Source organism: Variovorax sp. HJSM1_2 (assembly GCF_049316285.1).
Lineage (GTDB): Bacteria > Pseudomonadota > Gammaproteobacteria > Burkholderiales > Burkholderiaceae_C > Rhodoferax_B.
In genome coordinates this window covers 71,959-95,338 of the sequence record NZ_JBMOXA010000006.1, presented here as the reverse complement: position 1 = coordinate 95,338, position 23,380 = coordinate 71,959, and the positions used below count along the sequence as shown (strand labels likewise).

General features: G+C 63.2%; 21 protein-coding genes. 15 read left to right on the top strand and 6 right to left on the bottom strand.

The window, feature by feature from the left end; genetic code table 11:
• Positions 1-211: 211 nt before the first annotated feature.
• The 4 genes from ACFQ95_RS08605 (at position 212) to ACFQ95_RS08590 (ending at position 3,798) form a co-directional block, all read left to right on the top strand.
• Positions 212-847, top strand: coding sequence for a nuclear transport factor 2 family protein (locus tag ACFQ95_RS08605; protein WP_422830434.1), 636 nt, complete (start codon positions 212-214; stop codon positions 845-847).
• Entirely contained in the window at positions 847-1,842 is a 996-nt protein-coding gene (locus ACFQ95_RS08600; protein WP_422830433.1) for a Bug family tripartite tricarboxylate transporter substrate binding protein, read from the top strand. Before ACFQ95_RS08605 ends, ACFQ95_RS08600 begins: the two co-directional genes overlap by 1 nt.
• A gap of 64 nt (positions 1,843-1,906) precedes the next feature.
• Entirely contained in the window at positions 1,907-3,241 is a 1,335-nt protein-coding gene (locus ACFQ95_RS08595; protein WP_422830432.1) for an amidohydrolase family protein, read from the top strand.
• A 62-nt stretch (positions 3,242-3,303) separates the two neighbouring features.
• Positions 3,304-3,798: a RidA family protein gene (locus ACFQ95_RS08590; protein ID WP_422830431.1), complete on the top strand. Its 495-nt coding sequence runs from the start codon at positions 3,304-3,306 to the stop codon at positions 3,796-3,798.
• Positions 3,799-3,824: 26 nt separating this feature from the next.
• Here ACFQ95_RS08590 and ACFQ95_RS08585 read toward each other — a convergent pair whose 3' ends face one another.
• A complete protein-coding gene (locus ACFQ95_RS08585) occupies positions 3,825-4,730 on the bottom strand; it encodes a LysR family transcriptional regulator (protein WP_422830430.1) in 906 nt (301 codons plus the stop codon).
• A gap of 82 nt (positions 4,731-4,812) precedes the next feature.
• On the opposite strand from ACFQ95_RS08585, the gene ACFQ95_RS08580 reads away from it, so the two are divergent.
• From ACFQ95_RS08580 to ACFQ95_RS08550, 7 genes are read left to right on the top strand one after another with little or no spacing between them, the layout of a single operon-like run.
• Entirely contained in the window at positions 4,813-5,850 is a 1,038-nt protein-coding gene (locus ACFQ95_RS08580; RefSeq protein WP_422830429.1) for a porin, read from the top strand.
• Between the two features lie 20 nt (positions 5,851-5,870).
• Positions 5,871-6,956 (top strand): amidohydrolase family protein, encoded by a 1,086-nt coding sequence (locus ACFQ95_RS08575; RefSeq protein ID WP_422830428.1) that lies wholly within the window; start codon positions 5,871-5,873, stop codon positions 6,954-6,956.
• Entirely contained in the window at positions 6,953-7,867 is a 915-nt protein-coding gene (locus ACFQ95_RS08570) for a dioxygenase (RefSeq protein WP_422830427.1), read from the top strand. Before ACFQ95_RS08575 ends, ACFQ95_RS08570 begins: the two co-directional genes overlap by 4 nt.
• Before the next feature lie 7 nt (positions 7,868-7,874).
• The gene (locus ACFQ95_RS08565) at positions 7,875-8,648 is read left to right on the top strand and encodes an SDR family NAD(P)-dependent oxidoreductase (protein WP_422830426.1); all 774 of its coding nucleotides are present in this window, start codon (positions 7,875-7,877) and stop codon (positions 8,646-8,648) included.
• Between the two features lie 8 nt (positions 8,649-8,656).
• A complete protein-coding gene (locus tag ACFQ95_RS08560) occupies positions 8,657-9,550 on the top strand; it encodes a 3-keto-5-aminohexanoate cleavage protein (protein ID WP_422830425.1) in 894 nt (297 codons plus the stop codon).
• A gap of 27 nt (positions 9,551-9,577) precedes the next feature.
• On the top strand, positions 9,578-10,582 hold the full coding sequence (locus ACFQ95_RS08555; protein WP_422830424.1) for a quinone oxidoreductase family protein: 1,005 nt from the start codon (positions 9,578-9,580) through the stop codon (positions 10,580-10,582).
• A gap of 14 nt (positions 10,583-10,596) precedes the next feature.
• Positions 10,597-10,950 (top strand): cupin domain-containing protein, encoded by a 354-nt coding sequence (locus ACFQ95_RS08550; RefSeq protein WP_422830423.1) that lies wholly within the window; start codon positions 10,597-10,599, stop codon positions 10,948-10,950.
• Between the two features lie 116 nt (positions 10,951-11,066).
• Here the strand turns inward: ACFQ95_RS08550 and ACFQ95_RS08545 are convergent, their stop codons facing one another.
• Both ACFQ95_RS08545 and ACFQ95_RS08540 read right to left on the bottom strand, forming a co-directional pair.
• Complete coding sequence (locus ACFQ95_RS08545; protein WP_422830422.1) at positions 11,067-11,429, bottom strand: GNAT family N-acetyltransferase; 363 nt, start codon at positions 11,427-11,429, stop codon at positions 11,067-11,069.
• Positions 11,430-11,581: 152 nt separating this feature from the next.
• A complete protein-coding gene (locus ACFQ95_RS08540; protein ID WP_422830421.1) occupies positions 11,582-12,460 on the bottom strand; it encodes a LysR substrate-binding domain-containing protein in 879 nt (292 codons plus the stop codon).
• A 133-nt stretch (positions 12,461-12,593) separates the two neighbouring features.
• On the opposite strand from ACFQ95_RS08540, the gene ACFQ95_RS08535 reads away from it, so the two are divergent.
• The 4 genes from ACFQ95_RS08535 to ACFQ95_RS08520 all read left to right on the top strand — a co-directional run bounded on the left by ACFQ95_RS08535 (position 12,594) and on the right by ACFQ95_RS08520 (position 20,107).
• Positions 12,594-13,727 carry a M14 family metallopeptidase gene (locus ACFQ95_RS08535; protein WP_422830420.1) on the top strand — a complete coding sequence of 378 codons (1,134 nt, stop codon included), beginning with the start codon at positions 12,594-12,596 and terminating at the stop codon, positions 13,725-13,727.
• Positions 13,728-13,783: 56 nt separating this feature from the next.
• Positions 13,784-15,118, top strand: a complete 1,335-nt coding sequence (locus ACFQ95_RS08530) for an MFS transporter (protein WP_422830419.1) — start codon at positions 13,784-13,786, stop codon at positions 15,116-15,118.
• Positions 15,119-15,422: 304 nt separating this feature from the next.
• Positions 15,423-16,868: an efflux RND transporter periplasmic adaptor subunit gene (locus tag ACFQ95_RS08525; protein WP_422830418.1), complete on the top strand. Its 1,446-nt coding sequence runs from the start codon at positions 15,423-15,425 to the stop codon at positions 16,866-16,868.
• A gap of 38 nt (positions 16,869-16,906) precedes the next feature.
• A complete protein-coding gene (locus ACFQ95_RS08520; RefSeq protein WP_422830417.1) occupies positions 16,907-20,107 on the top strand; it encodes an efflux RND transporter permease subunit in 3,201 nt (1,066 codons plus the stop codon).
• A 140-nt stretch (positions 20,108-20,247) separates the two neighbouring features.
• On the opposite strand, the gene ACFQ95_RS08515 is transcribed toward ACFQ95_RS08520, so the two are convergent.
• From ACFQ95_RS08515 to ACFQ95_RS08505, 3 genes are all read right to left on the bottom strand, one after another.
• On the bottom strand, positions 20,248-20,538 hold the full coding sequence (locus ACFQ95_RS08515; protein ID WP_422830416.1) for a zf-TFIIB domain-containing protein: 291 nt from the start codon (positions 20,536-20,538) through the stop codon (positions 20,248-20,250).
• A gap of 120 nt (positions 20,539-20,658) precedes the next feature.
• Positions 20,659-22,410 carry a protein kinase domain-containing protein gene (locus ACFQ95_RS08510; protein ID WP_422830415.1) on the bottom strand — a complete coding sequence of 584 codons (1,752 nt, stop codon included), beginning with the start codon at positions 22,408-22,410 and terminating at the stop codon, positions 20,659-20,661.
• A 99-nt stretch (positions 22,411-22,509) separates the two neighbouring features.
• The gene (locus tag ACFQ95_RS08505) at positions 22,510-23,322 is read right to left on the bottom strand and encodes a formate/nitrite transporter family protein (RefSeq protein ID WP_422830414.1); all 813 of its coding nucleotides are present in this window, start codon (positions 23,320-23,322) and stop codon (positions 22,510-22,512) included.
• Positions 23,323-23,380 lie beyond the last annotated feature (58 nt).

Genomic DNA, 23,380 nt, shown 5'->3' with positions numbered 1-23,380 from the left:
GGCGCGAACAAGAGGCGCGAGGGACTTGGATGGGCGAATTGTCGTCTCCAGGCGCATCCTGTGCAGTCGTCTGAAGTATTGGAAATACTTGTGAATCCATTAAATTAAATCGTTTGAAAAATATCACTCCCAGCGTTGAAATACACACAGGCCAGAGGTTTACATGTATCAGCCGGGCCTGCCCGATCACGACCCCACGGAGAAAATGTCGATGGAAAAATCACCCCTGAAAATTCGGCTGCTGTTAGCGGTGCTGGCGACAGCATTCAGCGTCAGTCTGACGCTGCCATTGCAGGCCCATGCGCAGAAGGCCACACCTACAGCAAGCGCCACAGAAATTGAAACCTTGTTGGCCAAGCAGGCCATCACCGAATTGATCTACAAGTACCCGCGTGGTCTGGACAGGGGAGACCGTGCATTGTTGATCTCCTTGGCCCATCCGGGTGCCAAGATGAGTTTTGGCGGCCGCGAGTTTCCCAACTGGGAGGCCTATGTGGATTGGTTGATCCAGGCGCACGATGAAATGACAGGCAACAACCACCGCATCAGCAACATCCTGATCGAGGTCAACGGCGACCGTGCCGTGAGTGAATCCACCGGGACCGCAACCCTGCTGGTGCCCAAGCAAGGAAACCCCGGCCTCTACGAAGAGCGCTGGATGCATTCACGTTATCTTGATAGCTGGTCGCGGCGCGACGGAAAATGGGCGCTGGATGGGCGGCAAACCGTCAACGACTATCGCCGTGTGTTGGATGTCCCGGCCGATCTGGTCAAGGCGCGTTACCAGGTGATAGGCCACATTGGCCGCAACGATTCCTCCTACCGGCATTTCGAGAGCATCAAGTGATGAAGTCAGCGTTGAATTGTTCGCGCCGCAGCGTATGCACGGCTCTGGGTATGGCCGTCGCCAGCCCTGTTTCCTGGGCACAAAGTGCACCGTGGCCCGGACGTACGGTGAAGATTGTGGTGCCCTACGCGCCAGGCGGTGGTGTGGACTTGCTGGCTCGTATGTTGGCGGACCGCCTGCATAGGCAGTGGGGCCAAGCGGTGGTGGTGGAGAACAAGGTTGGCGCCTCTACGCTGATTGGTGCCACGGCTGTTGCTAAAGCGGCGCCGGATGGGCTCACGTTATTGCTGACCAGTGAGGCCACCATCACCAGCAACCCATTCCTGTTCGACAAACTGCCCTATGACCCGCAACGCGAGCTGACACCTATCAGCCAGCTGGTGAGCCTGCCGCAGATGGTGGTGGCGCACCCCTCCGTGGCGGCGAACAACATGGCTGAACTGGCCACCTTGGCAAAGTCGCCGGCAAGTGCATTGAGCTACGCCTCCTACGGCTCGGGCAGCCTGCCGCATCTGCTGTTCGAGTCCTTCAAGGCCAAGCTTGGTGTGAATCTGGTGCACGTGCCTTACAAGGGCATCTCGCCTGCGGTCACGGCCGTGCATGCGGGCGAAACACAGCTCACCCTGGCCGGTGTTGCCGGGGCCCTGGGGCTGCTGCGTGCCGGCAAGCTCAAGGCCTTGGCTGTGGGACGGGCTACTCGGCTGGCCGAGATGCCCGAGCTGCCTACGCTGCGTGAAGCCGGCTTGGCAGACATAGACCCCGGCGAGTCCTGGTTCGGGCTTTTCGCGACGGGTGGTACACCGGCTGCGGTTGTGCAAAGGATTCACCAGGACGTGCTGGCCATTGGCCACGACCCAACGTTCCGCGACGCCGTGTTGGTTGCGCGTGGCTTTGAGCCGGTGTTTTCGGCACCCGATGCCTTTGCACGCTTCATTCAAGCTGATATGCGCCAGAAGGCGCAATTGATCCGCATCTCGGGCGCCAAGGCCGAGTAGCGCCGCCTCTTTCCCTCTTTTTTCTCGAGATACATGCGCCCAATCGTGGCGCAGGAGATTCTTTGTGCCTTCGATATCCTCATCCGCCCGCAGCGGCTTAGATCAAGAGCTCATCATCCGTGGCGCATGTGTGCTCACCATGGACCCCGCGTTGGGTGATTTACCTTGCGCCGACGTGCACATCCGCGACGGCGCCATCGTGGCCGTGGGGCCGGATTTGCTGGCCCAGGGCGTGCCCGAGATAGACGCTCGCGACATGATTGTGTTGCCCGGCTTTGTCGACACCCACTGGCACCTTTGGAACAGCGCGCTGCGTGCGCTGGTGCGGGGCGACGATCCCCAGCACGGCTACTTTCCGGTCACGCTGGGCACAGGGCCGCTGTTCACGCCTGAAGACAGTTATCGCTCCGTGCGTCTGGGGCTTGCCGAGGGCTTGCTCTCCGGCATCACCACGGTGCAGAACTGGGCGCACAACACGCGCTCACCGGCCCATGCCGATGCCGAGTTGCGCGCCATGGCGGAGATGGGACAGCGCGGTCGTTTTGCCTATGGCTGGGGGCAGGAGCAGCCGCTGGATCAACCCATGGATCTGGCAGACCTGGGCCGTGTGTTGCAACAGGGGCTGCCCTCCGAGTTGCTCAGCCTGGGCGCAGCGGTGCGCACGCCCGTTTCCAATCCACGCGGCGCCGTGCCCGTACGTGTGGTGAGCGAAGAATGCGCCCACATCCGGGCGCTTGGTTTGCCGTTGACCATGCACGCCCGTCCGGGGCTGGTGCCGGTGCTCGCTGAACATGGCTTGCTGGGCCCGGATCTGCAACTGGTCCATCCACAGGGCATGAGCGCTGCCGACTGCGCATTGCTGGCGTCCAGCGGCACCACCATGACCTGTTCGCCGACGATAGAGATGCTCTACGCCCAGGCGACACGTGGTGTCATCCAGTTCCATGAGATGGAGGAGGCCGGTGTGCTGCAAAGCCTGTCGGTAGACAGCTCTGGTGCATCGGCCAACGCCGACTTTTATGCCTGCATGCGCGCCCTGCTGTGGTCACACAAGCAGCGCTTCGGCAATCGCCAGCCGCTGACCGCCCATCGCCTGCTGCGCCTGGCAACGCTGGATGGTGCGCGCGACCTGGGGCTGTCGCACCTGATTGGTTCGTTGACGCCCGGCAAACGTGCGGACATCCAGATGTTGCGGGCGACCGATCTCAACCTGGCGCCGGTCTTCGACCCGGCCCATGCGCTGGTGTATTCGGCTCAGCCGGCCAACGTGGACACGGTGCTGGTCGACGGCCGCGTATTGCTGCGAGGCGGCCGGCCGACCCGCTGGGACGGCGCCGAAATTGTCCGTGAGGCCGCTGAGTCCATGCGTGTGCTGGCCAGCCGTTACCCGCTCGTTTAAACGCGATTTCCCCCACCCAGGCGGGCATTTGCGCCCGCCAAAACTACCCTCAGGAGCATTGAATGAAAAACCGACACAGCCGTTGGCTGGCCGCTGTTGCCTTGGCCGCAGCCCTGTATCCCCACGCACATGCGGCCGACTACATGGAGCAAGGTGAACGCATCAAGGGGCGCTCGTATTCGCCGGCCGTGGTCACCGAGGGCGGGCGCATCGTCTGGCTGGCCGGCGAGACCACCACCACCGACCTTGCCGGCAAGGACATCAAGGGTGATGTCGAGGCGCAGACCCGCACCATATTTGCCTTGTTGGAACAGACGCTCAAGCGTGCGGGTGGCAGCCTTAAAGACATTGTGAGCATGACGGCCTACCTGACCGACGCCCGTAATGGTGCGAGCTTTGCCAAGGTGCGTACCGAGATGTTCCCCGACCGCAACTTCCCGGCCAGCGCGCAGATCACGGTGTCCAACCTGGCGGTGCCCGGCATGTTGATCGAGATCCAGGCGGTGGCCGTGATCGGTGACAAATGCTCCAAGGCGAATCCGTGTTTTCCGAACTGAACCCGGACTTCGTCGCAGCGCTTCGCCTATCCGGCCTGAAGCGGCTTGCAGCAGGTTTCCAGGCAACTGCGAAACGCACTGGCACTCGGCGACAGCGAGCGTGTGGCGCGCCACACCAGCTCGATCTGGCGCTGGATCACCGGATCGTTGAGCGCGCGAAAACGTGCCCGCGTCGAGCGCACCAAAGCCCCCACATAGGCTGGCACCACGGTGGCGCCGAGACCGGCTTCCACCAGCCCCACGGCGGTGCTGAGATGTCCGACCTCGAACTTCAGCGAGGCCAGCTCTCCCTCGCGGTGCAGCAGCGGGTCGACCAGGCTGCGGAAGCCGCCCGCAGGCACCAGGCCAATCATGGGCTGCCCATCCAGGTCGGCCCAGGTCAGGCGCCGGCGGCGCTGCGCCAATGGCCAGACGGCGGGCAGCATCACGCCCAGGTTATGGCGCAGCAAGGTGACGCGTTCCAGGGCCACGTCCAGTTGTGGAAAAACACCGAAGCCCATATCGGCATCGCCGCTGTCGACAACACGCACCAATTGCTCGGTTGGCAGATCGGCGATGCGCACCGAAATGGCCGGGTGCGAAAGCTGGAATTTGGCAATCACCTCGGGCAAGAAGTTGGCAGCGAGAAACGGGGTGGTCGCAATCGTCACCCGGCCACGGCGCTTCTGCACCAGGTCCTGTGTGTTGGCGACGGCGTGCTCTACGTCCGCGAGTATGCGTTCGGCGCTGTCAAACAACTCGCGGCCCGCATCTGTCAGCGCAATTTGCCGCGTCGTTCGGTCCACCAGCGCAAGGCCCAGCTGCTGCTCCAGCTCGCGGATCAACAGGCTGGTGGCGGATTGCGTCAGGTGCAGCTTGCGGGCTGCCGCGGTGAAGCCACCGCTATGTATGACTTCAACAAAGGCGCGCAATTGCCGCAAGGTGATGTTCATATGAATTGCTGATTAATTTGCTGCATTCATTTCATTTTCACATTCAACGCCAGCTTTTAACTCTCCATACCCGAAGTACACGATGAAAAATAGTTTCTCTGCCTTGGCCTTGGTCGGCCTTGCCGCCAGCGGCTGTGCTTTTGCGCAATCCCAGGTCACGATATTCGGTGTGGTCGACCTTGGGGTCGCACACATTTCACAGGGTGACGCCAGTCTTACGGCCGTGAGCTATAGCGGCAACAGCCACTCGCGCATAGGCTTTCGCGGCACGGAAGATCTGGGGGGCGGACTGTCTGCAGGCTTCTGGCTGGAGGGCGCGCTGATTCCCGACACGGGTGCTGGCGCCATGAACTTCCAGCGCCGTTCAACGGTAGGTCTGACGGGCAGCCTGGGCGAGTTTCGTGTGGGCCGCGAATGGTCGGCCACTTACCTCAACCCCTCCTGGTTCGACCCGTTTCAAGGCGCCGGTGTTGGCCAAACGACCGCTTTCAGCATGTTGGGTGCGCCGATTCGCGTGAGCAACGCGCTCACCTATCTATTGCCCAGGCAACTGGGCGGTTGGTACGGTCAGGCCCAGTACGCATTCGGTGAGGAGCCCAGCACCAGTGCCAACAGCAAGAACAACAGTTACGTCGGGGCACGCCTGGGCTATGGCGACAAGGCGCTGAACGTGGCGGGCGCCCTGGGCCGGCGCTACAGCGGCACCGCCACGACGCCAGCGCAGGTCAAGGCCGCGAACATGGCGATTTCCTACAACTTCGGTGCGCTGACACCCATGGCCTTCTGGGCCCGTGAAGCCGACACCAGCGGCGCGCGTATCGACGCCTGGTTGTTGGGCGCCACATGGAGCCACGGGGTAGGGGAGTGGCGCGCCGCGTACAGCTACTACAACCGCAAAAACAGTGGCGACGATTGGAGCAAGCTGGCACTTGGCTATGTGCACAACATGTCCAAACGAACGGCGCTCTACGGCACGTTCGCCTTCCTCAACAACAAGGGCGCATCGGCGCAACTGGTGACTAGCACCGGTGTAGGGGATTGGCCAGCGACTTCGCCCTTGCCGGCCCAGGCGGGCATCAATTCGAGGGGACTCGAATTCGGCATTCGCCACAACTTCTGAACCAAGCCGGGAGCATCTTCATGGACCACAAACCCTGTTCTTTATCCGGCCCAGACACCCACACGGCTTCGCGCCGGGGCTTTCTCGGCATGTTCGGCTCGCTCGGCACCCTGGGGGCGCTGGGCGCCGGCGCCTTGCTGCCCGAGGGGCGCCCACTGGCCCAGACCCTGGGCACAAAGGGCACACGTATCGACTTTCACCATCATTTCTTCTCACCCGCCTGGATCAAGCTGGTGGAGCGGCAGCATCTGAAACAGCCGGTCCTGGGATTTGAGCAATTCAAGTCCTGGACGGTAGCGAAAGACCTCGAAGCCATGGAGCGTGGCGGTGTGGAGAAGGCATTTCTGTCGGTCACCCAGCCCGGTGTATGGTTTGGTAATCCCCTGGAGTCGCGCCAGGCGGCGCGTGAGCTCAACGAGTTTGCCGCCCGCATGAAGGGCGATCACCCGGGCCGCTATGGGCATTTTGCGGTGCTGCCCCTGCCCGATGTAGAGGGGAGCCTGCGCGAAATCGAGTATGTATTCGACGTGCTGAAGGCCGACGGCGTGGGGCTGCTGTCGAGCTACGACGACAAGTGGCTGGGCGATCCATCCTTCGCCCCGGTATGGGCCGAGCTCAACCGGCGCAAGGCCGTGGTCTACACCCACGCCACCGCGCCCAATTGCTGCGCCTGGAACTTCCAGCCAGGCATATTGCCAACTTTTGTCGAGCTTGGGTCCGACCTGGCGCGCGCCATGGTGAGCTTGATCCAGAGCGGCACCGCCAAGGCAACGCCGGACATCCGCTACATCTGGTCGCACGGCGGCGGCAGCATCTGGGCACAGCGTTTCCTGGTGGGCGAGACAGCCGAATCCCTGGCGCGCGTGGCGCCGCCCGATTCGCGGCTGCACCACTTCCGCCGCTTCTACTATGACACTGCCGCCGCAGCGGACGCGGTACACATGGGCATATTGAAGATGATTGTGCCGACCTCGCAGATCGTCTTCGGCTCTGACTTCCCGTGGGTGGAACCGGCCAAGATTGCCGAGGGGCTGGAGCGCTCCGGCTTGAGTGCCTCCGAGCTGCAGGCGATCTACCGCGACAACGCGCGGGCGTTGATGCCATGAAAAGCGCCCACGCCTTGAACATGGGCGCGCCCACACCAGGCGCGCTGTCCGCCTCGGACCCGGCGGCATTGCTGGCCGCCGTTTTGCAGGCCAATGCCGGCACCGCCAACACCCGGCTGAAGCAGGTCATGGACGCGCTGATCCGCCACCTGCACGCGCTGGCGCTGGAGGTCGACCTGTCGCCCGCCGAACTCGACCAGGCGCTGGATTTCCTGGTGCGTGTAGGGCAGGCCAGCGGGCCGCAGAAGAATGAAGGCATTCTTCTGGCCGACATCCTGGGGCTGGCAACCCTGGTGCAACTGCGTGGCGCGCGTGAAGCGCTGGCGCAGGGCGGAACCGAGCCAGCGTTGGTCGGGCCGTTCTGGCGCGCCAACCAGCCGGTGCGTGCCTGCGGCGAAAACATTGCCTTGGCCGACACCCCTGGTGCACCTTTGCATGTGCGCGGCCGTGTGCTCTCGCTCACTGGTGTGCCGCTGGTGGATGCGCGGGTCGAGACCTGGCAGGCCTCACCCCAAGGCCTTTACGAGAACCAGGATCCACACCAGCAGGACATGAATCTGCGCGGCGTGTTCCTCACCGATGGCCAGGGCCGCTTCGACTTTCACAGCGTACGTCCCGCTGGTTACCCGGTGCCGGTGGACGGCCCGTGCGGCGAACTGCTGGCAGCGCAGGGGCGTGGCGTGATGCGTCCCGCACATCTGCACTTCATCGTGGTGGCCGCCGGCCACAAGGTGCTGGCGACGCAGTTCTTCGACATCGAAGACCCACACGCCCACAAGGACGTGGTGTTCGGCGCCGTGGGCTCCTTGCTGCGCCGCTTCGAGCCCGATGGCCGAGGCGGTTTCAGCCTGGACCTTGAACTCCGGCTAGAACGCGGCGAAACCGTGCTGCCCCACTGCCCATTACCTTGAGATCGATATGCAAGACAACAGAAGTTTCGCTCCACGCGAGCGGCTTGATGGCGAAATCGCCGTCATCACCGGAGGCACGGGTGCCATCGGTTTGGCCACCGCACAGCGCCTGGCAGCACTCGGTGCCCGAGTGGTGCTGCTGCAGCGCGGCGCACCCGAGAACGCCGCGTCCGTGCTGGCGCAACTGCCGGGCTCCGGACATCGCGCGCTGCAGGCCGACGTCACCGACAGCGCCGGGCTGCGCACCGCCGCACAGACGATAGAGCAGCAGATAGGCCAGGCCAGCGTGCTGGTAAACAGCGCGGGTTTCACGCGGCAGGTGGCGGCGGCGGATCTTGACGGCCTGGATGACCAACTGATTGACGACATCTTCGCCACAAACTGGCGCGGAAGTTTTGCCGCGGTACGCGCGTTTGCGCCCCAGATGAAACGTGCTGGCGACGCCGTGGTGATCAACGTATCGTCGATCGCGGCCTTCACCGGCCTGGGCAGCAATCTTGCGTACGCGGCCGCCAAGGCGGCTTGTGATGCGCTCACGCGTGCTCTGGGCAAAACCTTGGCGCCGCAGATCCGCTGCATGGCGGTTTCTCCGGGCGTGGTCGACACCGCTTTTGTGCCCGGGCGCGACGCGGCTTTTAACGAACGTGTGGGCGCCACGATTCCTTTGAAACGTGTGGGCGTGGCAGACGATGTGGCCGCAGCCATCGTGGCCTGCTGCACCACATTGCGTTATGCCACGGGCAGCGTCATCGTGGCCGATGGTGGCCGCCATCTGGGATGAAGACACACATGGAACAACCCACCATACTCACCTGCGCCGTGACGGGCAACCTCACCCGTCCCGATCAGACGCCGCATCTGCCGATCACGCCAGCCCAGATCAGCGAGGCCTGCCTGGAGGCGGCTGATGCCGGTGCGGCGGCCGTGCACATCCACGTACGCAACCCAGAGACCGGCGCGCCGTCTATGGATGTGGAACTCTATGGCCGTGTGGTCGAGAGCCTGCGACGCCACCGGCCCGAGCTCATCATCAATCTCACGACCGGCCCGGGTGGACGGTTTGTGCCCAGTGTGGACGAACCGCGCATGGCCGCCGCTGGCACCACGCTGTTGCCACCGGAGCAGCGTGTAGCGCACATCGCCGCGCTGCGACCAGACATTTGCTCGTTAGACCTGAACACCATGAATTCCGGCGAACAGGTGGTGATGAACACGCCCGCGAATGTGCGCAGGATGGCCGCCGTGATACGTCAGCACGGTGTGGTGCCTGAACTCGAATGTTTTGACACCGGCGATCTGATGCTTGCGCAGGCGCTGCTGGCCGAGGGCACGCTGCAGGGGCCCGGCCTTTACACCTTTGTGCTGGGTGTGCGTTACGCATTGCCCTTCAGCCCGGCGGCGCTGGCGCTGGCGCGCTCCTTGATCGCGCCCCAGGCCTCATGGTCCGCCTTCGCGGTGGGGCGCCACGCCTTTCCCGCAGTAGCCCAGGCTTACCTGCTGGGTGGCAACGTACGCATAGGCCTGGAAGACACCATTTACCTCGACAAGGGTGTGCTGGCACAGAGCAATGCCGAACTCGTGCATAAGGCGCGTCGCATCGTCGAAGACCTCGGCGGGCGGCTCGCGACCTGCCAGCAAGCACGCGCGAGCTGGGGCTTGCGCCCCAGCAACACCGATCTCTGATTTTTTATTTTTCCAAGGACCTTCACCATGACCACTGTGACCCTGACAACTGCATCGCGCGCCCTGCGCATCCGCCAGAAAGCCGAAACACCCGAGGCTTTGCAGCTGCAACTGGAAACCCAAGATCTGCCCCATGCACCACCTGGTCATGCCGTGGTCGAGGTCTTGGCGGCGGCTGTTAATCCCAGCGATGTAAAGGCGGCGTTGGGCCTGATGCCGCAGGCCGTCTGGCCGCGCACCCCGGGGCGCGATTTCTCCGCCCGGGTGGTGGCCGGCCCCGAGGAATGGCTGGGGGTCCATGTCTGGGGCACGGGTGGTGACCTGGGCATCACCCGCGACGGCAGCCATGCACGCTACTTGGTGTTGCCCATCGCCGCCCTGGTGCGCCGACCCGAAGCCGTGTCGGCGGCTGCCGCCGGCACCGTGGGTGTGCCGTTCATCACGGCGCATGAAGGGCTGCGCCGTGCCGGTCTGGTGGGGCGAGGCCAGACGGTTGTTGTCTTCGGTGCCAACGGCAAGGTTGGCCAGGCGGCCATTCAATTGGCGACACGTGCCGGCGCGGCGGTGATTGGTGTGGAGCGCGGTGCAGGGCGTTACCGTGGCCATGCCAGCCAATCGGTGACGTTGCTCGACGGCACGCGTGCAGACCTGGGCGAGGCGGTGCTGCAAGCCACGGGTGGCCGGGGCGCTGACATCGCCTACAACACCGTGGGTTCGCCGTATTTTGCTGCGGCGCTGCAAAGCCTGGCCGTGGGCGGCACACAGATACTCATCTCGACCATAGAGCGCTCGGTGCCGTTCGACATCCTGGGCTTCTACCGCCGCAATCTTCAACTGGTGGGGGTGGACAGCCTGAAGCTGGATGTGGTGAAGTGTGCGGCCATTCTCGATGCTCTGGCCCCGGGTTTTGCCGACGGCTCGCTGCGCGCATTCGACGTTGATGCTGCAGGCCTGGTATCACTGGAGCATGCGGCAGCGGCCTATCAGGAGGTGCTCGCGGGCTCGTCCTCACGCGTGGTTTTTGTTCCCTGAGCCCGGAGATCAGCATGCATTTGGTTCGACTCGAAGATGCACCGCGCTACGACGCTCCAGGCCACGATGGCTTCAACATGTCGCGCCTGCAGGGGCGCGAAGCCGGTCCTGCGGATGCGCTGTGGCTGGGCCTGTCTGTGGTGGCGCCGGGCGGCAGCACAACACTGGTGGCCTCGGCGCAGGAGAAGTTCTACGTGGTGTTTGATGGAGAGCTGGAAATCACAGCGCAGATGCCTGATGGTGTCAGCCGCTGCGAGGTGCTGCGCCGGCTGGACAGTTGCCGCATCGCGCCGGGCGAGGCCAGGCAACTGCGAAACCGCAGCGACAAGCCCGCACAAGTGCTGCTGATCATGGCGCAGGAAAGATAAGCTGCCCGGCCGTATTCCACAGCATCCGGTCACGTGGCGGCGGCGCTGGCGGCTTGGCGTCCCTGTCAGCGCCCCTGCCAGCGCGCCCCTGTCTGTGCGTGCTTATCTGTGTCTGTTTATGCGCCTGGCGCGCGCTTGATGAAGCGAATCGGTCCGTCCAGCAGGTCATCCTCCTGCCAGCCCAGGTGCCGGTAAAAGCCATTTGCGCGCACGCGTTCGTCATCGTCCGTCACCAGCCAGATCTCCTCGCACCCTTGGGAGAAAAGCCATGCCTCGGCGCGTTGCATGAGTTGCCGGCCCAAACCCTGGCGCTCATGGCCGGGTCGCACAAACATGGCCACGACACGGGCGTCCAGGGCGCTTGCGATCACAAAGGCCATGACCGTGTTCTGCTGTTCGGCGACCCAGGCACATACGTGCCTGTCCAGCAGCGCGGGCAGGGTCTGCGGCGTCACACCTTGCGAGGCAAGCTCCGTCATGGACATTTCGTTTTCACGTACGCTGGTCCGGATCTCGAAGAAGGAGGGTAAGTCGGCTGGAACTGCGGGACGGATTCGCATGGCACTAAGCTGGAGTTGCGACGGTCTGGACGGTATCACGCGGGCCGTTTTTGCGCAGCCTTGACGCCCGCTCAGCGCAGGCTTGCCTGCAAACACTCCACCAGGCATTGGGCCGCAGGCGTCAAGCGGCTGTTGCGCAGGGTCACCACGCTCACCTGCACCGGCGCAAAGTTTTCGCGCAGCGGCAGGGCGCGTATGCCGCGCGTGCCGAGTTGTTCGTCGAACTGGTTGGCGGTGACGATGGCCACCAGGTCTATGCGCGACATCAGGTGGATGGCGACGTCGAAGGACTCACACTCGAGTATGCGCGTGGGCAGTTCCAGCCCACGCGAGCGGAACAGGCGCGAGTGGTAGTCGCGGTCCAGCGAGGGCACCAGCCAGGTTTGGTCCTGCAGTTCGCGCAGGTGGCGTGCGTTGACACACGGGTGCTCGGCGCGTGCCCCCACCGCCAAGGCCATCTCAAACAACGGCAGATAACTGAACTCGTCCGGCGGGCCGCCGGGAATGGTGTTGGCCACGATGAAGTCGAGCGAGCCGTCCTGCAGCTTTTTGTGCGCCGCCATGCCCGAGTCCTGTGTCAGCCGTATGTGCGCCTGGGGCATGCGGTCGGTGAAGGCCTGCAGGGCCTGGGGCAGCACGGTCAAGCCCACGGCGGTGGTCACGGCGGCGGCCACACGGCCATGGCCACCGGCCTTCAAAAAGCTCAACTCGTCGCGCGCGCGGCGCATTTCTTCCAGCAGCAGGTTGGCACGTGCGTAGAAGGCGTGCCCTGCTTGTGTCAGCTCCACACCATTGACGCTGCGGTGCACCAGCTCCACATCCAGATCAAGCTCGAGCTCGCGAATGGTGCGTGTTACCGCCGGTTGCGACACATACAGGGCGCGTGCAGCGGAGCGGATGCTGCGGCATTCGGCCACGGTGATGAAGGTTTTGAGCTGCTGTGGTTTCACGGGTGAAGCATCTGCATGGGGTGACAACAAAAGCTGATCGTAGTGATGAAAATTTTGTCTTTTGCTTATACATATGACTCTATAGCATTAGTTCATGACTCAACAACTTGGTGCGAATAAACGCCTTGCTGCCATGGAAAAACCGCCTGCCTATTCCCCTTCGGCCATGCCCGCCGAGTTTTTTTTCTCCGCTACTTACCAGCAGGCACGCCAGCGTTTTGTGGCCGCTGCGCGTGTACGCGGGGCGGCGCTGGCGAGCTTTGGCATTGATGCCGTGGGCGCCGAGGGTGAAGCCTTGACGACGGACGTGGCCTTGATTGGCCCGCCGGATGGCAGGCCCGCGAGCAAGCTGTTGTTGATTACCTCGGCCACACATGGCGTGGAGGGTTTCTGCGGCTCGGCCTGCCAACTGCAATTGCTCGCCGACGATGCGTTGCTGGCACGCGCGTCCAGCGCCGGTGTGGCGCTGCTGCTGGTGCATGCCATCAATCCTTATGGCTTCTCGTGGCTGAGTCGCACCAACGAACACAACATCGACCTGAACCGCAACGCACAAGACTTCAGCCAGCCGCTGCCGGTGAACGTGGCCTATGCCGGTTTGCACGATGTGCTGCTGCCCGCAGCCTGGCCGCCCACGGCCGAGAACCAACAGGCCAAGGCCGATTACATCGCCCAACACGGCGCCGTGGCCTATCGCGATGCCGTGTCCAAAGGCCAGTACAGCCACGCCGGCGGTGTGTTCTACGGCGGTGCGGCGCGCAGCCAGTCGCTGCAAAATCTGGAGCAGATTCTGCGCACCTATGCTGCGCCGTTTGCCGATATCGGCTGGATAGACGTGCACACCGGCCTGGGCCCTTACGGCCATGCCGAGAAGATTTTTGCCGGTAGACGCGACGACGCCGAGGTCGCCCGCGCAGGCCGTTGGTGGGGCAGCGACATGGCCGTGCCGTTTGCTGGCAAGTCGACCTCGGCGGACGTGACGGGCAATCTGTCGTCCACCATCTACGGCGCCTGCCCCGATTCGCGCTGCACCTTGATGGCGCTGGAATACGGCACGGTGCCGTTTGAGCAAATGACCGATGCGCTGCGTGGCGAAGCCTGGCTGCGCGCCCACCCGGATGCACCCGCCGAGCTGGCGCGGCAAATCCGCCAAGCCATGTTTAACGCCTTCTGTGGTGGTGACGACGTGTGGCGCGGCATGGTGCTGGGCCAAAACCGCGTGGCCATGCTGCAGGCGATTCTGGGCCTGCAAGCTGCTCAGTCTTGAAGTTTCGTTTCTGCTTTTCTCCCCCTATATCCAATTCCCTAACCCCGAGCCCGCAGATGGAAAGTACCGTGAACTCCCCCTTCGACGCCAGCGCAGCGTCCACGTCCTCCACGCAAGATGCCGCCAACGCTCCCCCGGGCGGCTGGCGCATCATTGCCGCCGCCACCATTGGCAATGCCCTGGAATGGTTTGACCTGGTGGTCTACGGTTTTTTTGCCGTCACCATCGCCAAGCTGTTTTTCCCGACCGGGGACGACACGGTGTCGTTGCTGCTCACGCTGGGCACGTTTGGTGTGTCGTTTTTCATGCGGCCGCTGGGTGCGCTGGTGCTTGGGGTGTATGCCGACAAGGTGGGGCGCAAGGCGGCGCTGATGTTCTCCATCGCGCTCATGACCATAGGCACCTTGATGATTGCGGCCATGCCCACCTATGAGGCAATTGGTCTGTGGGCACCGGCCGGCATTGTGCTGGCGCGCATGATCCAGGGCTTTTCGGCTGGCGGCGAGTTTGGCAGCGCCACGGCTTTCCTGGCCGAATATGCGCCCAAGCGCCGTGGCTTTTACGCCAGTTGGCAGGGTGCCAGCCAGGGTATGACCACCTTGCTGGCGGCGGCTTTCGGCGCGGTGCTGAACAACCAATTGAGCCCCGAGCAAATGCAATCCTGGGGCTGGCGCATTCCCTTCATCTTTGGCCTGCTGATTGCGCCGGTGGCCTACTACATCCGCAAACACGTGGACGAAACGCCCGAGTTTCTGGCCGCCAAGGCCGAGATGCGCACCCGCGCCGTGCACAGCGCGCCGCTGGCCGAGACCTTTGCCAACCAGAAAGAGCGCTTGCTGCTGGTGATCGGTGCCGTGGTGCTGGGCACCGTGTCGTCTTACCTGATCTTGTACATGCCCACTTTTGCGGTGAAGCAACTCGGCTTGCCGGCGTCTACCGCGTTCACCGCCATCATTGCCACCGGCGTGGTGCAAACCGTGTTCAACCCGATTGTGGGTCATCTGTCCGACAAATGGGGCCGCACCGGCCTGATGCTGACTGCCGCTGTGCTGTTCGGTGTGCTGGTCTACCCGGTGTTCCACTGGCTCAGCGCCAACCCCAGCTTTTACGCCATGCTGGCGGTGCAGATCTTCATTGGCTTGATGGCGGTGGTCTACTTCGGCCCCTTGCCTGCGTTGTTGACCGAAATGTTCCCCACCCAGGCGCGCACCACCGGCATGTCCTTGGGCTACAACATTGCGGTGACCATTTTTGGCGGCTTTGCGCCGTTCATCATTGCCTGGCTGATCAGTGCCACGGGCAACGTGCTGGCGCCCAGCTTCTACGTGATGGGTGCGGCCGTGATCAGCATCGTGGCGCTGCTGCGTATTCGCCGGCTGAAGATGTACTGAGCGGCGATAGGGCGGCGGTCACCCGTTGGCCGCACCGGCCTCCCGCACGCCAAAGTCTTGTGTCTGGCGCCTGGCACTGACTCGGTGCGTGGATGTTGAGGCCTGAGGACTTTCCCGTCCTAGGGATTTCCCTGGGCTAGTGGACGGAACTGATTGCTCGTGTCTGGACCGTAACTTGGATGCCAGCCTGCGCACCACTCATGGTGCGGAAATTGCATTTGTAAATGCGTTCGTATGACGCGACGACGTCATCGGCTGCTGCTACATTCGCGGGTTAGGTTGGCATTACAAATTTTTACTATCCATGGCATCCAAGATTTTTTACAGCGTGGTGGCGGTCGTGGGCATTGCCGCGGCCTCTGGTGGGGCATGGTGGCTGCAGCAACCCGGGCGTAGCGCGGGCGCGGCGGCGTCGGGCGGCGCCGCAGAAGGAGAGAAAGGCGCCAGCTCCAAGCCCGCGCCGGCGTCTAGCGTAGAGGTGGCGAACGTAGCTGTGACGCGTGTGGTCGATGACGTCCAGACCGTGGGCAGTCTGCGCTCGCGCCAGAGTGTGGTGTTGCGTCCGGAAATCAGTGGCCGGGTGGTGCAGATCAATTTCCGGGATGGCGAACGTGTGCGCCGGGGCCAGCTTCTGGTGCAACTCGATGACAAGCTGCAGCAGGCCCAGGTGCAGCAAAGCGAGGCCGAGCTGTCCATCGCCAATGCCAACCACAAACGCAACCAGGATCTGCTGGCGCAAAACTTCATCAGCCAGCGCGCGGTCGACGAAAGCAGTGCCAACCTGCAAGTGGCCCAAGCCAAGCTGGAACTGGCGCGCGCCACCGCCGCACGGCTGAAGATCGTGGCACCGTTTGACGGCATGGCCGGCATACGCCAGGTCAACGTGGGCGACTATCTGAAAGACGGCGCCGACATCGTCAACATCGAAGACATGGACGCGCTGTACGTCGACTTCCGCCTGCCCGAGCGTTTCCAGCCCCGGGTGCAGCGCGGCCAGCGGGCCAGCCTGGAGCTGGATGCCTTGCCGGGCCAGAAGTTTGCTGCCGTGGTGCTGGCCATCGATCCCTTGGTCGATGCCAATGGCCGCTCGGTAGGTGTGCGCGGCTGCATAGACAACCGCCAGCAACAGTTGCGCCCGGGCATGTTTGCGCGCGTCAGCGCTGTGTTTGGCGAACGCCAGAACGCTCTCACGGTGCCGGAAGAGGCCATCGTGCCGCAAGGCGGGCGCCAGTTTGTGTTGCGTCTGCTGCCTGGCCCCGATGCCGGTACCTTGGTCACGCAGCGTGTGGAGGTCAAGGTGGGTGTGCGCCGCCCCGGTCAGGTGGAAATCGTGAGCGGCCTGAGCCAGGGCGACCGCGTGGTCACGGCAGGCCAGCAGCGTTTGCAAAAAGACGGCTCACCGGTACGCGTGGTGGACCTGGCGAGTAAAACCGCGACCGCTGGCCCAAGCGGCAACGGCAACAGGAACGGCCAGGAAAAATCCGCTGCCGACGCGGCTGCGGCCAAGCCCGCTGGCAACGCCAACACGGACACCGCCAGCGCGCGCGCGGGAAACCCTTGCCTGACCTCGGTGTCGCACATGGCCTTGCCCATGCAGCCGATCCGGCCGGTGACCCCAGGCGACTCTGCGGCTCCTGCCCCGGCGTTGAACCCCATGAACGGTCCGGCCCAACCGAATCGGTCCGCCAGCCCGGTCGATGCCCAGGCGCCGAAGACGGGCACGGTGGCGCAATCGCGCGTGCCCGCCTAAGCTGGCTGAGTTGATCCTCATACCGCGAAGTTACCTGTATGCAGCTCGCTGAAATTTCCATCCGCCGCCCGGTGTTTGCCACCGTGTTGTCGCTGCTGATCGTGCTGATCGGTGCCGTCAGCTTCATGCGCCTGAGCGTGCGCGAATACCCCAAGATCGACGAGCCCGTGGTCACCGTCACGGTCAAGTACCCGGGCGCCTCGGCCGAGGTCATCGAGTCGCAAATCAGCAAGCCGCTGGAAGACTCGATTGCCGGCATTGATGCGGTCGACGTCATCACCTCCATCAGCCGCGCCGAGCAAAGCCAGATCTCGGTGCGTTTCCGCCTGGAGAAAGACGCCGATGCGGCTGCCGCCGAAGTGCGCGACCGCACAGCGCGGGTGCGCAACCGCCTGCCCGCGGCGATTGACGAGCCGGTGATCGCCAAGGTGGAGGCCGATGCGTTTCCGGTGATCTGGCTGGCTTTCTCCAGCGACAGCTTGTCGCCGCTGGAGATCAACGATCTGGTCAACCGCATGGTCAAGCCGCGCCTGCAGACGGTGACCGGCGTGGCCGACGTGCGCATCTTCGGCGAACGCAAATACGCCATGCGTGTGTGGCTGGACCCCGACAAGCTGGCCAGCTACCGCCTCACCACGGGTGATGTGGAAGACGCCATTCGCCGCAGCAACCTGGAGCTGCCCGGCGGGCGCATCGAGTCGCAGCAGCGTGAGTTCAGCGTCACCTCGCAAACCGATTTGATGCGTCCGGCGCAGTTTGGCGACATCACCATCAAAAGCGTCAACGGTTTTCCGGTGAAAGTGCGCGATGTCGGACGCGTGGAAGAGGGCCCGGTGGACGAACGCAGTGCGGTACGCCTGAACGGGCGCCCGGCGATTTCGGCCGGTGTGATCCGCCAGGCCACGGCCAACCCGCTGCAGCTCTCGGCCGGTGTGCGCGAAATGCTGCCCAAGCTGCGCGCCGACCTGCCAGCCGGCATGACCATCGACGTTGCCAACGACAACTCGGTGTTCATCGACCGCTCGGTGAAAAACGTCTACCACACCATTTTTGAAGCCGTGGTGCTGGTGGCGCTGGTGATCTTTGTGTTCCTGCGCACGCTGCGTGCGTCCATCATTCCCATCATCACCATTCCGGTGAGTTTGATCGGCACGTTTGCGCTGATGGCGTTGGCCGGTTTCAGTATCAACACACTCACGTTGCTGGCCCTGGTGTTGGCGATCGGTCTGGTGGTGGACGACGCCATCGTTATGCTGGAGAACATCTTCCGGCACATAGAAGAGGGCCTGGACCCGTTCTCGGCGGCCATCAAAGGTGCGCGCGAAATCGGTTTTGCCGTGATCACCATGACCGCCACGCTGGTGGCGGTGTACGCGCCGCTGGCCTTCACGCCGGGGCGCACGGGGCGCTTGTTTGTCGAGTTTGCACTGGCGCTGGCCGGGGCGGTGGTGGTGTCGGGTTTTGTGGCGCTGACACTCACGCCGATGATGTGTTCGCTGATGCTCAAGCACAACCCCAAGCCGAACCGTTTTGACAGCGGCATGGAGCGTGCGTTGACAGCCTTGTCCGACGCCTACGGCCGCCTGCTGCGTCGCATCATCGTCACCGGCTACAAGCCGCGCGCGGGTGAGCGTGGCATGGGTGTGCGTACCAAAAAAATGCTGCTGCAGGCGCGCTGGATTGTGCTGAGTTTGATGATTGCCAGCGCCGCCGCCATCTACTTTGTCTACCCCAGCATGAAGCAGGAGCTGTCGCCACTCGAAGACCGCGGCACCATACTGGCCAACATCAACGCGCCCGATGGTTCCACGCTGGAGTACACCGACCGCTACGCCAAGGAACTGGAAGAACTGGGCAAGAAGTATCCCGAGTTCGACCGTGTATTCGCCAACATCGGCAACCCTACGGTGTCGCAAGGCAGCGTGGTGTTCCGCACCGTGGACTGGGAAGAACGCAGCCGCAGCACACTCAATCTGGCGCGCGAGATGGGGCCCAAGATCGGCGCATTGCCGGGCGTTAGCGCGTTCACCATCACGCCGCCGTCGCTGGGCCAGGGTTTCCGTGACCGGCCGCTGAACTTCGTCATCCAAACCTCGGACAGCTACCAGAACCTGGCCCAGGTGGTGCGCCAGTTCCAGGATGAAATGGCGAAGAACCCGGGCATCCAGTCCGTTGACATTGACCTGCGTTTGAACAAACCCGAGTTGCGTATCGACATCGACCGCGACAAAGCCGCCGACATGGGGGTTTCGGTGGACGCCGTGGCGCGCGCCATCGAAACCATGCTGGGTGGGCGCAACGTGACGCGTTACAAGCGTGATGCCGAGCAGTACGACGTGATTGTGCAAACCCGCGCCAGCGGCCGCACCACGCCGGAAGACATCGACAGCATTTACGTGCGTGGCCGCAACGACACCATGATCCCGCTCTCGGCCTTGGTGAAGACGCGTGAAAACGTGTCGCCGCGCGAGTTGAACCACTTCGGCCAACGCCGCTCGGCCACCATCTCGGCCAACCTGTCGTCCGACTATTCCCTGGGCCAGGCCCTGAACTTCATGGAGCAGACTTCGGCCAAGGTGCTGAAGCCCGGTTACACCACCGACCTGAACGGCATCTCGCGTGAGTTCCGCAATTCGCAGGGCGCGCTGGCCGTGGTGTTTGTGCTGGCGCTGGTGTTCATCTTCCTGGTACTGGCGGCGCAGTTTGAAAGCTTCATCGACCCGCTGGTGATCATGCTGTCGGTGCCGCTGTCCATGATTGGTGCGCTCCTGGCGCTGAAGTGGTCGGGCGGCTCGCTGAATGTGTATTCGCAGATCGGCTTGATCACCCTGGTCGGGCTGATCACCAAACACGGCATCTTGATTGTCGAGTTCACCAACCAGTTGCGCGAACACGGCATGGACATGGTGGACGCTCTGGTCAAAGCCTCGTCGCAGCGCCTGCGGCCGATTCTGATGACCACCGGCGCGATGGTGCTGGGTGCGGTGCCGCTGGCTTTGGCCGACGGCGCGGGCGCCGAGAGCCGCCAGCAAATCGGCTGGGTGATTGTCGGCGGCATGAGCCTGGGCACCTTGCTCACTATCTTTGTGGTGCCCACCGTCTACACGCTGCTGGCGCGCGGCACGGTGCCGGGTGCCAAGACCACGGTGGCCAAGGATGCACCGGATGCGGGCCATGGCCATGGTGCCGACGCGCACAAGCCGCTGGCACCAGCTCACGAAGAGTTGATCGCCAAATAAACCAGGGCTTCAACACAAAACCCGGCATGGCCCCATAAGCCATGCCGGGTTTTTTTATGCTCCAGATGCTATTGCTTCTGTAGCTATTCACGCATATCCAGTATGCGTAGAGAAGCTAAAAGGCTTAAAGCCTTTAAAGGCTAGTCAAAAATCTCGCTGAGCCAGGACTTTTGTTTGCGGTAGCCCTGGCGCTTGTTGTAGCCAGAGTCGTCAAAGTCAGGGCGGCGCTGCTGCTGGTATTGCGGCTGCGCATACTGCGGCTGCTGAACGGCTTGCTGTACTGGCGCTGCGCCCGCGCCGCTGCGTTCAATCAACTTGTCGAGTTCGCCCCGGTCCAGCCACACGCCACGGCACTGCGGGCAGTAGTCGATCTCTATGCCTTGGCGGTCGGCCATCACCAGGGTGGCGTCGGGACAGGTCGGACATTTCATTTCGGGCTCCTTCAAAACAGCTTCTGCTAACAGGGTGCAGCAACCTTAGGTGAAGAGGCCAATGGCTTGAGGGCTGTAGGTGTACAGCGCGCATGGGCATGTGTGCTGTCGCCGCCGGCCTTAATGGCCGTAGGCCCGCAGCCCGAGCAACACCACCACCGCCAGGCCTAGCAGCAACGACGTCAGCTGCCAGAACACCACCGGGTGTTTTTCCACCAAGGGCGGCGCGCGTTTGCGTTGGAACTGGGGGCCTGGTGCATGCAGGTCGTGGATGAACTCGCTGAGTGCTTCCTGGCGCTTGGCGGGCTGCGGCTGCAGGGCTTTTTGCAGCACGGCATCCAGCCATTCCGGCAGCTCGGGGCGCAGGTGGCGTAGCGGCTGGTAGCGCAGGCGCTTGAGATCGGCGGGCGACTTGAGCTGGGGCACCTGCAAACCGTAGGGCAGTTGTCCGGTAAGCATCTGATAGCTGAGCACGGCCAGCGAGAACAGGTCGGAGCGGGCACTGCCGCCGTCGCCGGTGAAGTATTCGGGTGCGGTGTATTGCAGCGTGCCGGCGATGGCGTCAGCACGTGCATGGGGTGTGCCCTCGGAAAGGCCGGCCACGTAGGTGGAGCCGAAGTCTATGATTTTTGCCGTGCCGCTGCGGTCTATCATCACATTGGCCGGGCGCAAGTCCTGGTGCAGCATTTCTTTGCTGTGGAAGGCTTGCAAACCTTTGGCGATTTGCGCCACCAGGCTGCGCACGCTGTCGAGCTCGGGTTTGGGGTGGTCGGTCATCCACTGCGCAAGGGTTTGGCCGTCGACAAATTCCATCGCCACGTAGACATGTTGGCGCGGGCGGTCGGTGTGGAAGGGCTTGAGCACATGCGGGCTGTGTATGCGGCGTGCCACCCATTCTTCGAGCAGAAAACCATCCAGGTAATGCGCGTCATCGCGCAGATCGACCGAGGGCGTTTTCAGCACCACGGGCTGGCCGGTGGTGTCGTCCGTGGCCAGGAACACGTGGCTGCGCGCGCTGGTGTGCAGCTCGCGTGCAATGCTGTAGCCCTCGAAGCTGGCACGCGGCGCCAGCGGTGGCGGCAGGGCCAGGCCTTCGCGCTGTGCTTCAAGTTTGAGCAAACTCAGCGGGTTAGCATTGGCCGCGGGCAGGGCGTCTATGCGCAGCAGTTGCACCGTGGCGTCGTCGTCGGCGCCACGCGCCTGGGCGATGCTGATGAGGGCGCTGGCGGCCGCGTCAAAGTCGTCGGGGCATAACGCCAGGGCCTCGGCCACGGCGGCGGCATCCAGGTGCAGGTAGGCGCCGTCGGTGGCCAGCAGGTAGATGTCGCCCACCTCGGCCGGCAGGCAGCGGTAGTCGATCTCCAGATTGGGGCCGAAGCCCAGGGCGCGGCCAAGAAACGATTCGACCGATGACAAATGCACACGGTGGTCCTCGGTCAATTGTTCCAGCGCCTGCGGCTGCAGGCGGTAGATGCGTGAGTCGCCGACGTGCAGCAAGTGCACTTCACGGCCCTTCAGGATGAGGGCGCTGAAGGTGCAGACGTAACCCCGGTCCTTGTCGAAGCGCGCATGGCTACGCATGGTTTGCGCGTGCAGCCAGGCATTGGTCGCACCCAGCACACGTTGTGCCGAGCGTCGCACCGACCACGCATCCGAAGTGGCGTAGTAGTCGTCGAGAAATCCGCGTACCGCCGCCGCACTGGCTTCCTGGCTGACGGCGCTGGAACCAATGCCATCGGCCTGCGCCAGCGCTATGCCTTTGCTCGTCAGCAATGCACCTTGCGGCAGCATGGCGCCGTGGAAGTCCTGGTTGACACCCTTGGTCCCGGCGCGCGAATGCTGGCCCAGTGTCACGCGTAAAGTTTGGCTCATGGCATCCCGTGTGGAAGTACCGCAGAACTGGCTATGCCAGGCTGCAGGTGCTGCCCCCAGCGACGGGGGCGGAAAGTGCGCAGCACCGGAGCCAGGGGCTTACTGCGCCACGCGCTTGGCGGCGGTCTTGTAGTGTGTGGAGTAAAGCGTCAGGCCAACAAAGGTCAGACCACCGACCAGGTTGCCCAGCACAGTGGGAATCTCGTTCCAGATCAGGTAGTCCATCAGCGTGAACTTGCCACCCAGCAACAGGCCTGTGGGGAACAGGAACATGTTGACGATGGAGTGCTCAAAACCCATGTAGAAGAAGATCATCACGGGCATCCACATGCCTATGGCCTTGCCCGAAACAGTGGTCGACATCATGGCTGCGACCACGCCGGTGGACACCATCCAGTTGCACATCACGCCGCGAATGAACAGTGTGAGCATGCCGGCGGCGCCATGTGCGGCATAACCCAGCGTACGGCCTTCACCAATGTGGCCTAGCTTTTCGCCCACTGCATTCGGCGCTTCGCTGAAACCAAAGGTGAAGATGATGGCCATGAACACGGCCACCGTCAGTGCGCCGGCGAAGTTGCCAACAAACACCAAACCCCAGTTGCGGAAAACACCTTTCCACGTGGCGCCGGGGCGTTTGTCGAGCACAGCCAAGGGCACCAGGGTGAATACGCCGGTGAGCAGGTCAAAACCCATCAGGTACAGCATGATGAAACCCACGGGGAACAGGATGGCGCCCAGCAGCGGGTTGCCGGTGTTGACGGTCACGGTCACCGCAAAGGCAGCGGCCAGGGCCAGGATGGCACCGGCCATGTAGGAGCGGATCAAGGTGTCGCGGGTGGACATGAGCAACTTGGATTCACCGGCATCGACCATTTTGGTGACGAACTCGGCAGGGGCGAGGTAGGCCATTTGACTTCCTTTGGGCTGGATAAAAGGGGAGGGATGGGCGTTGCTGAACATGGCGTTC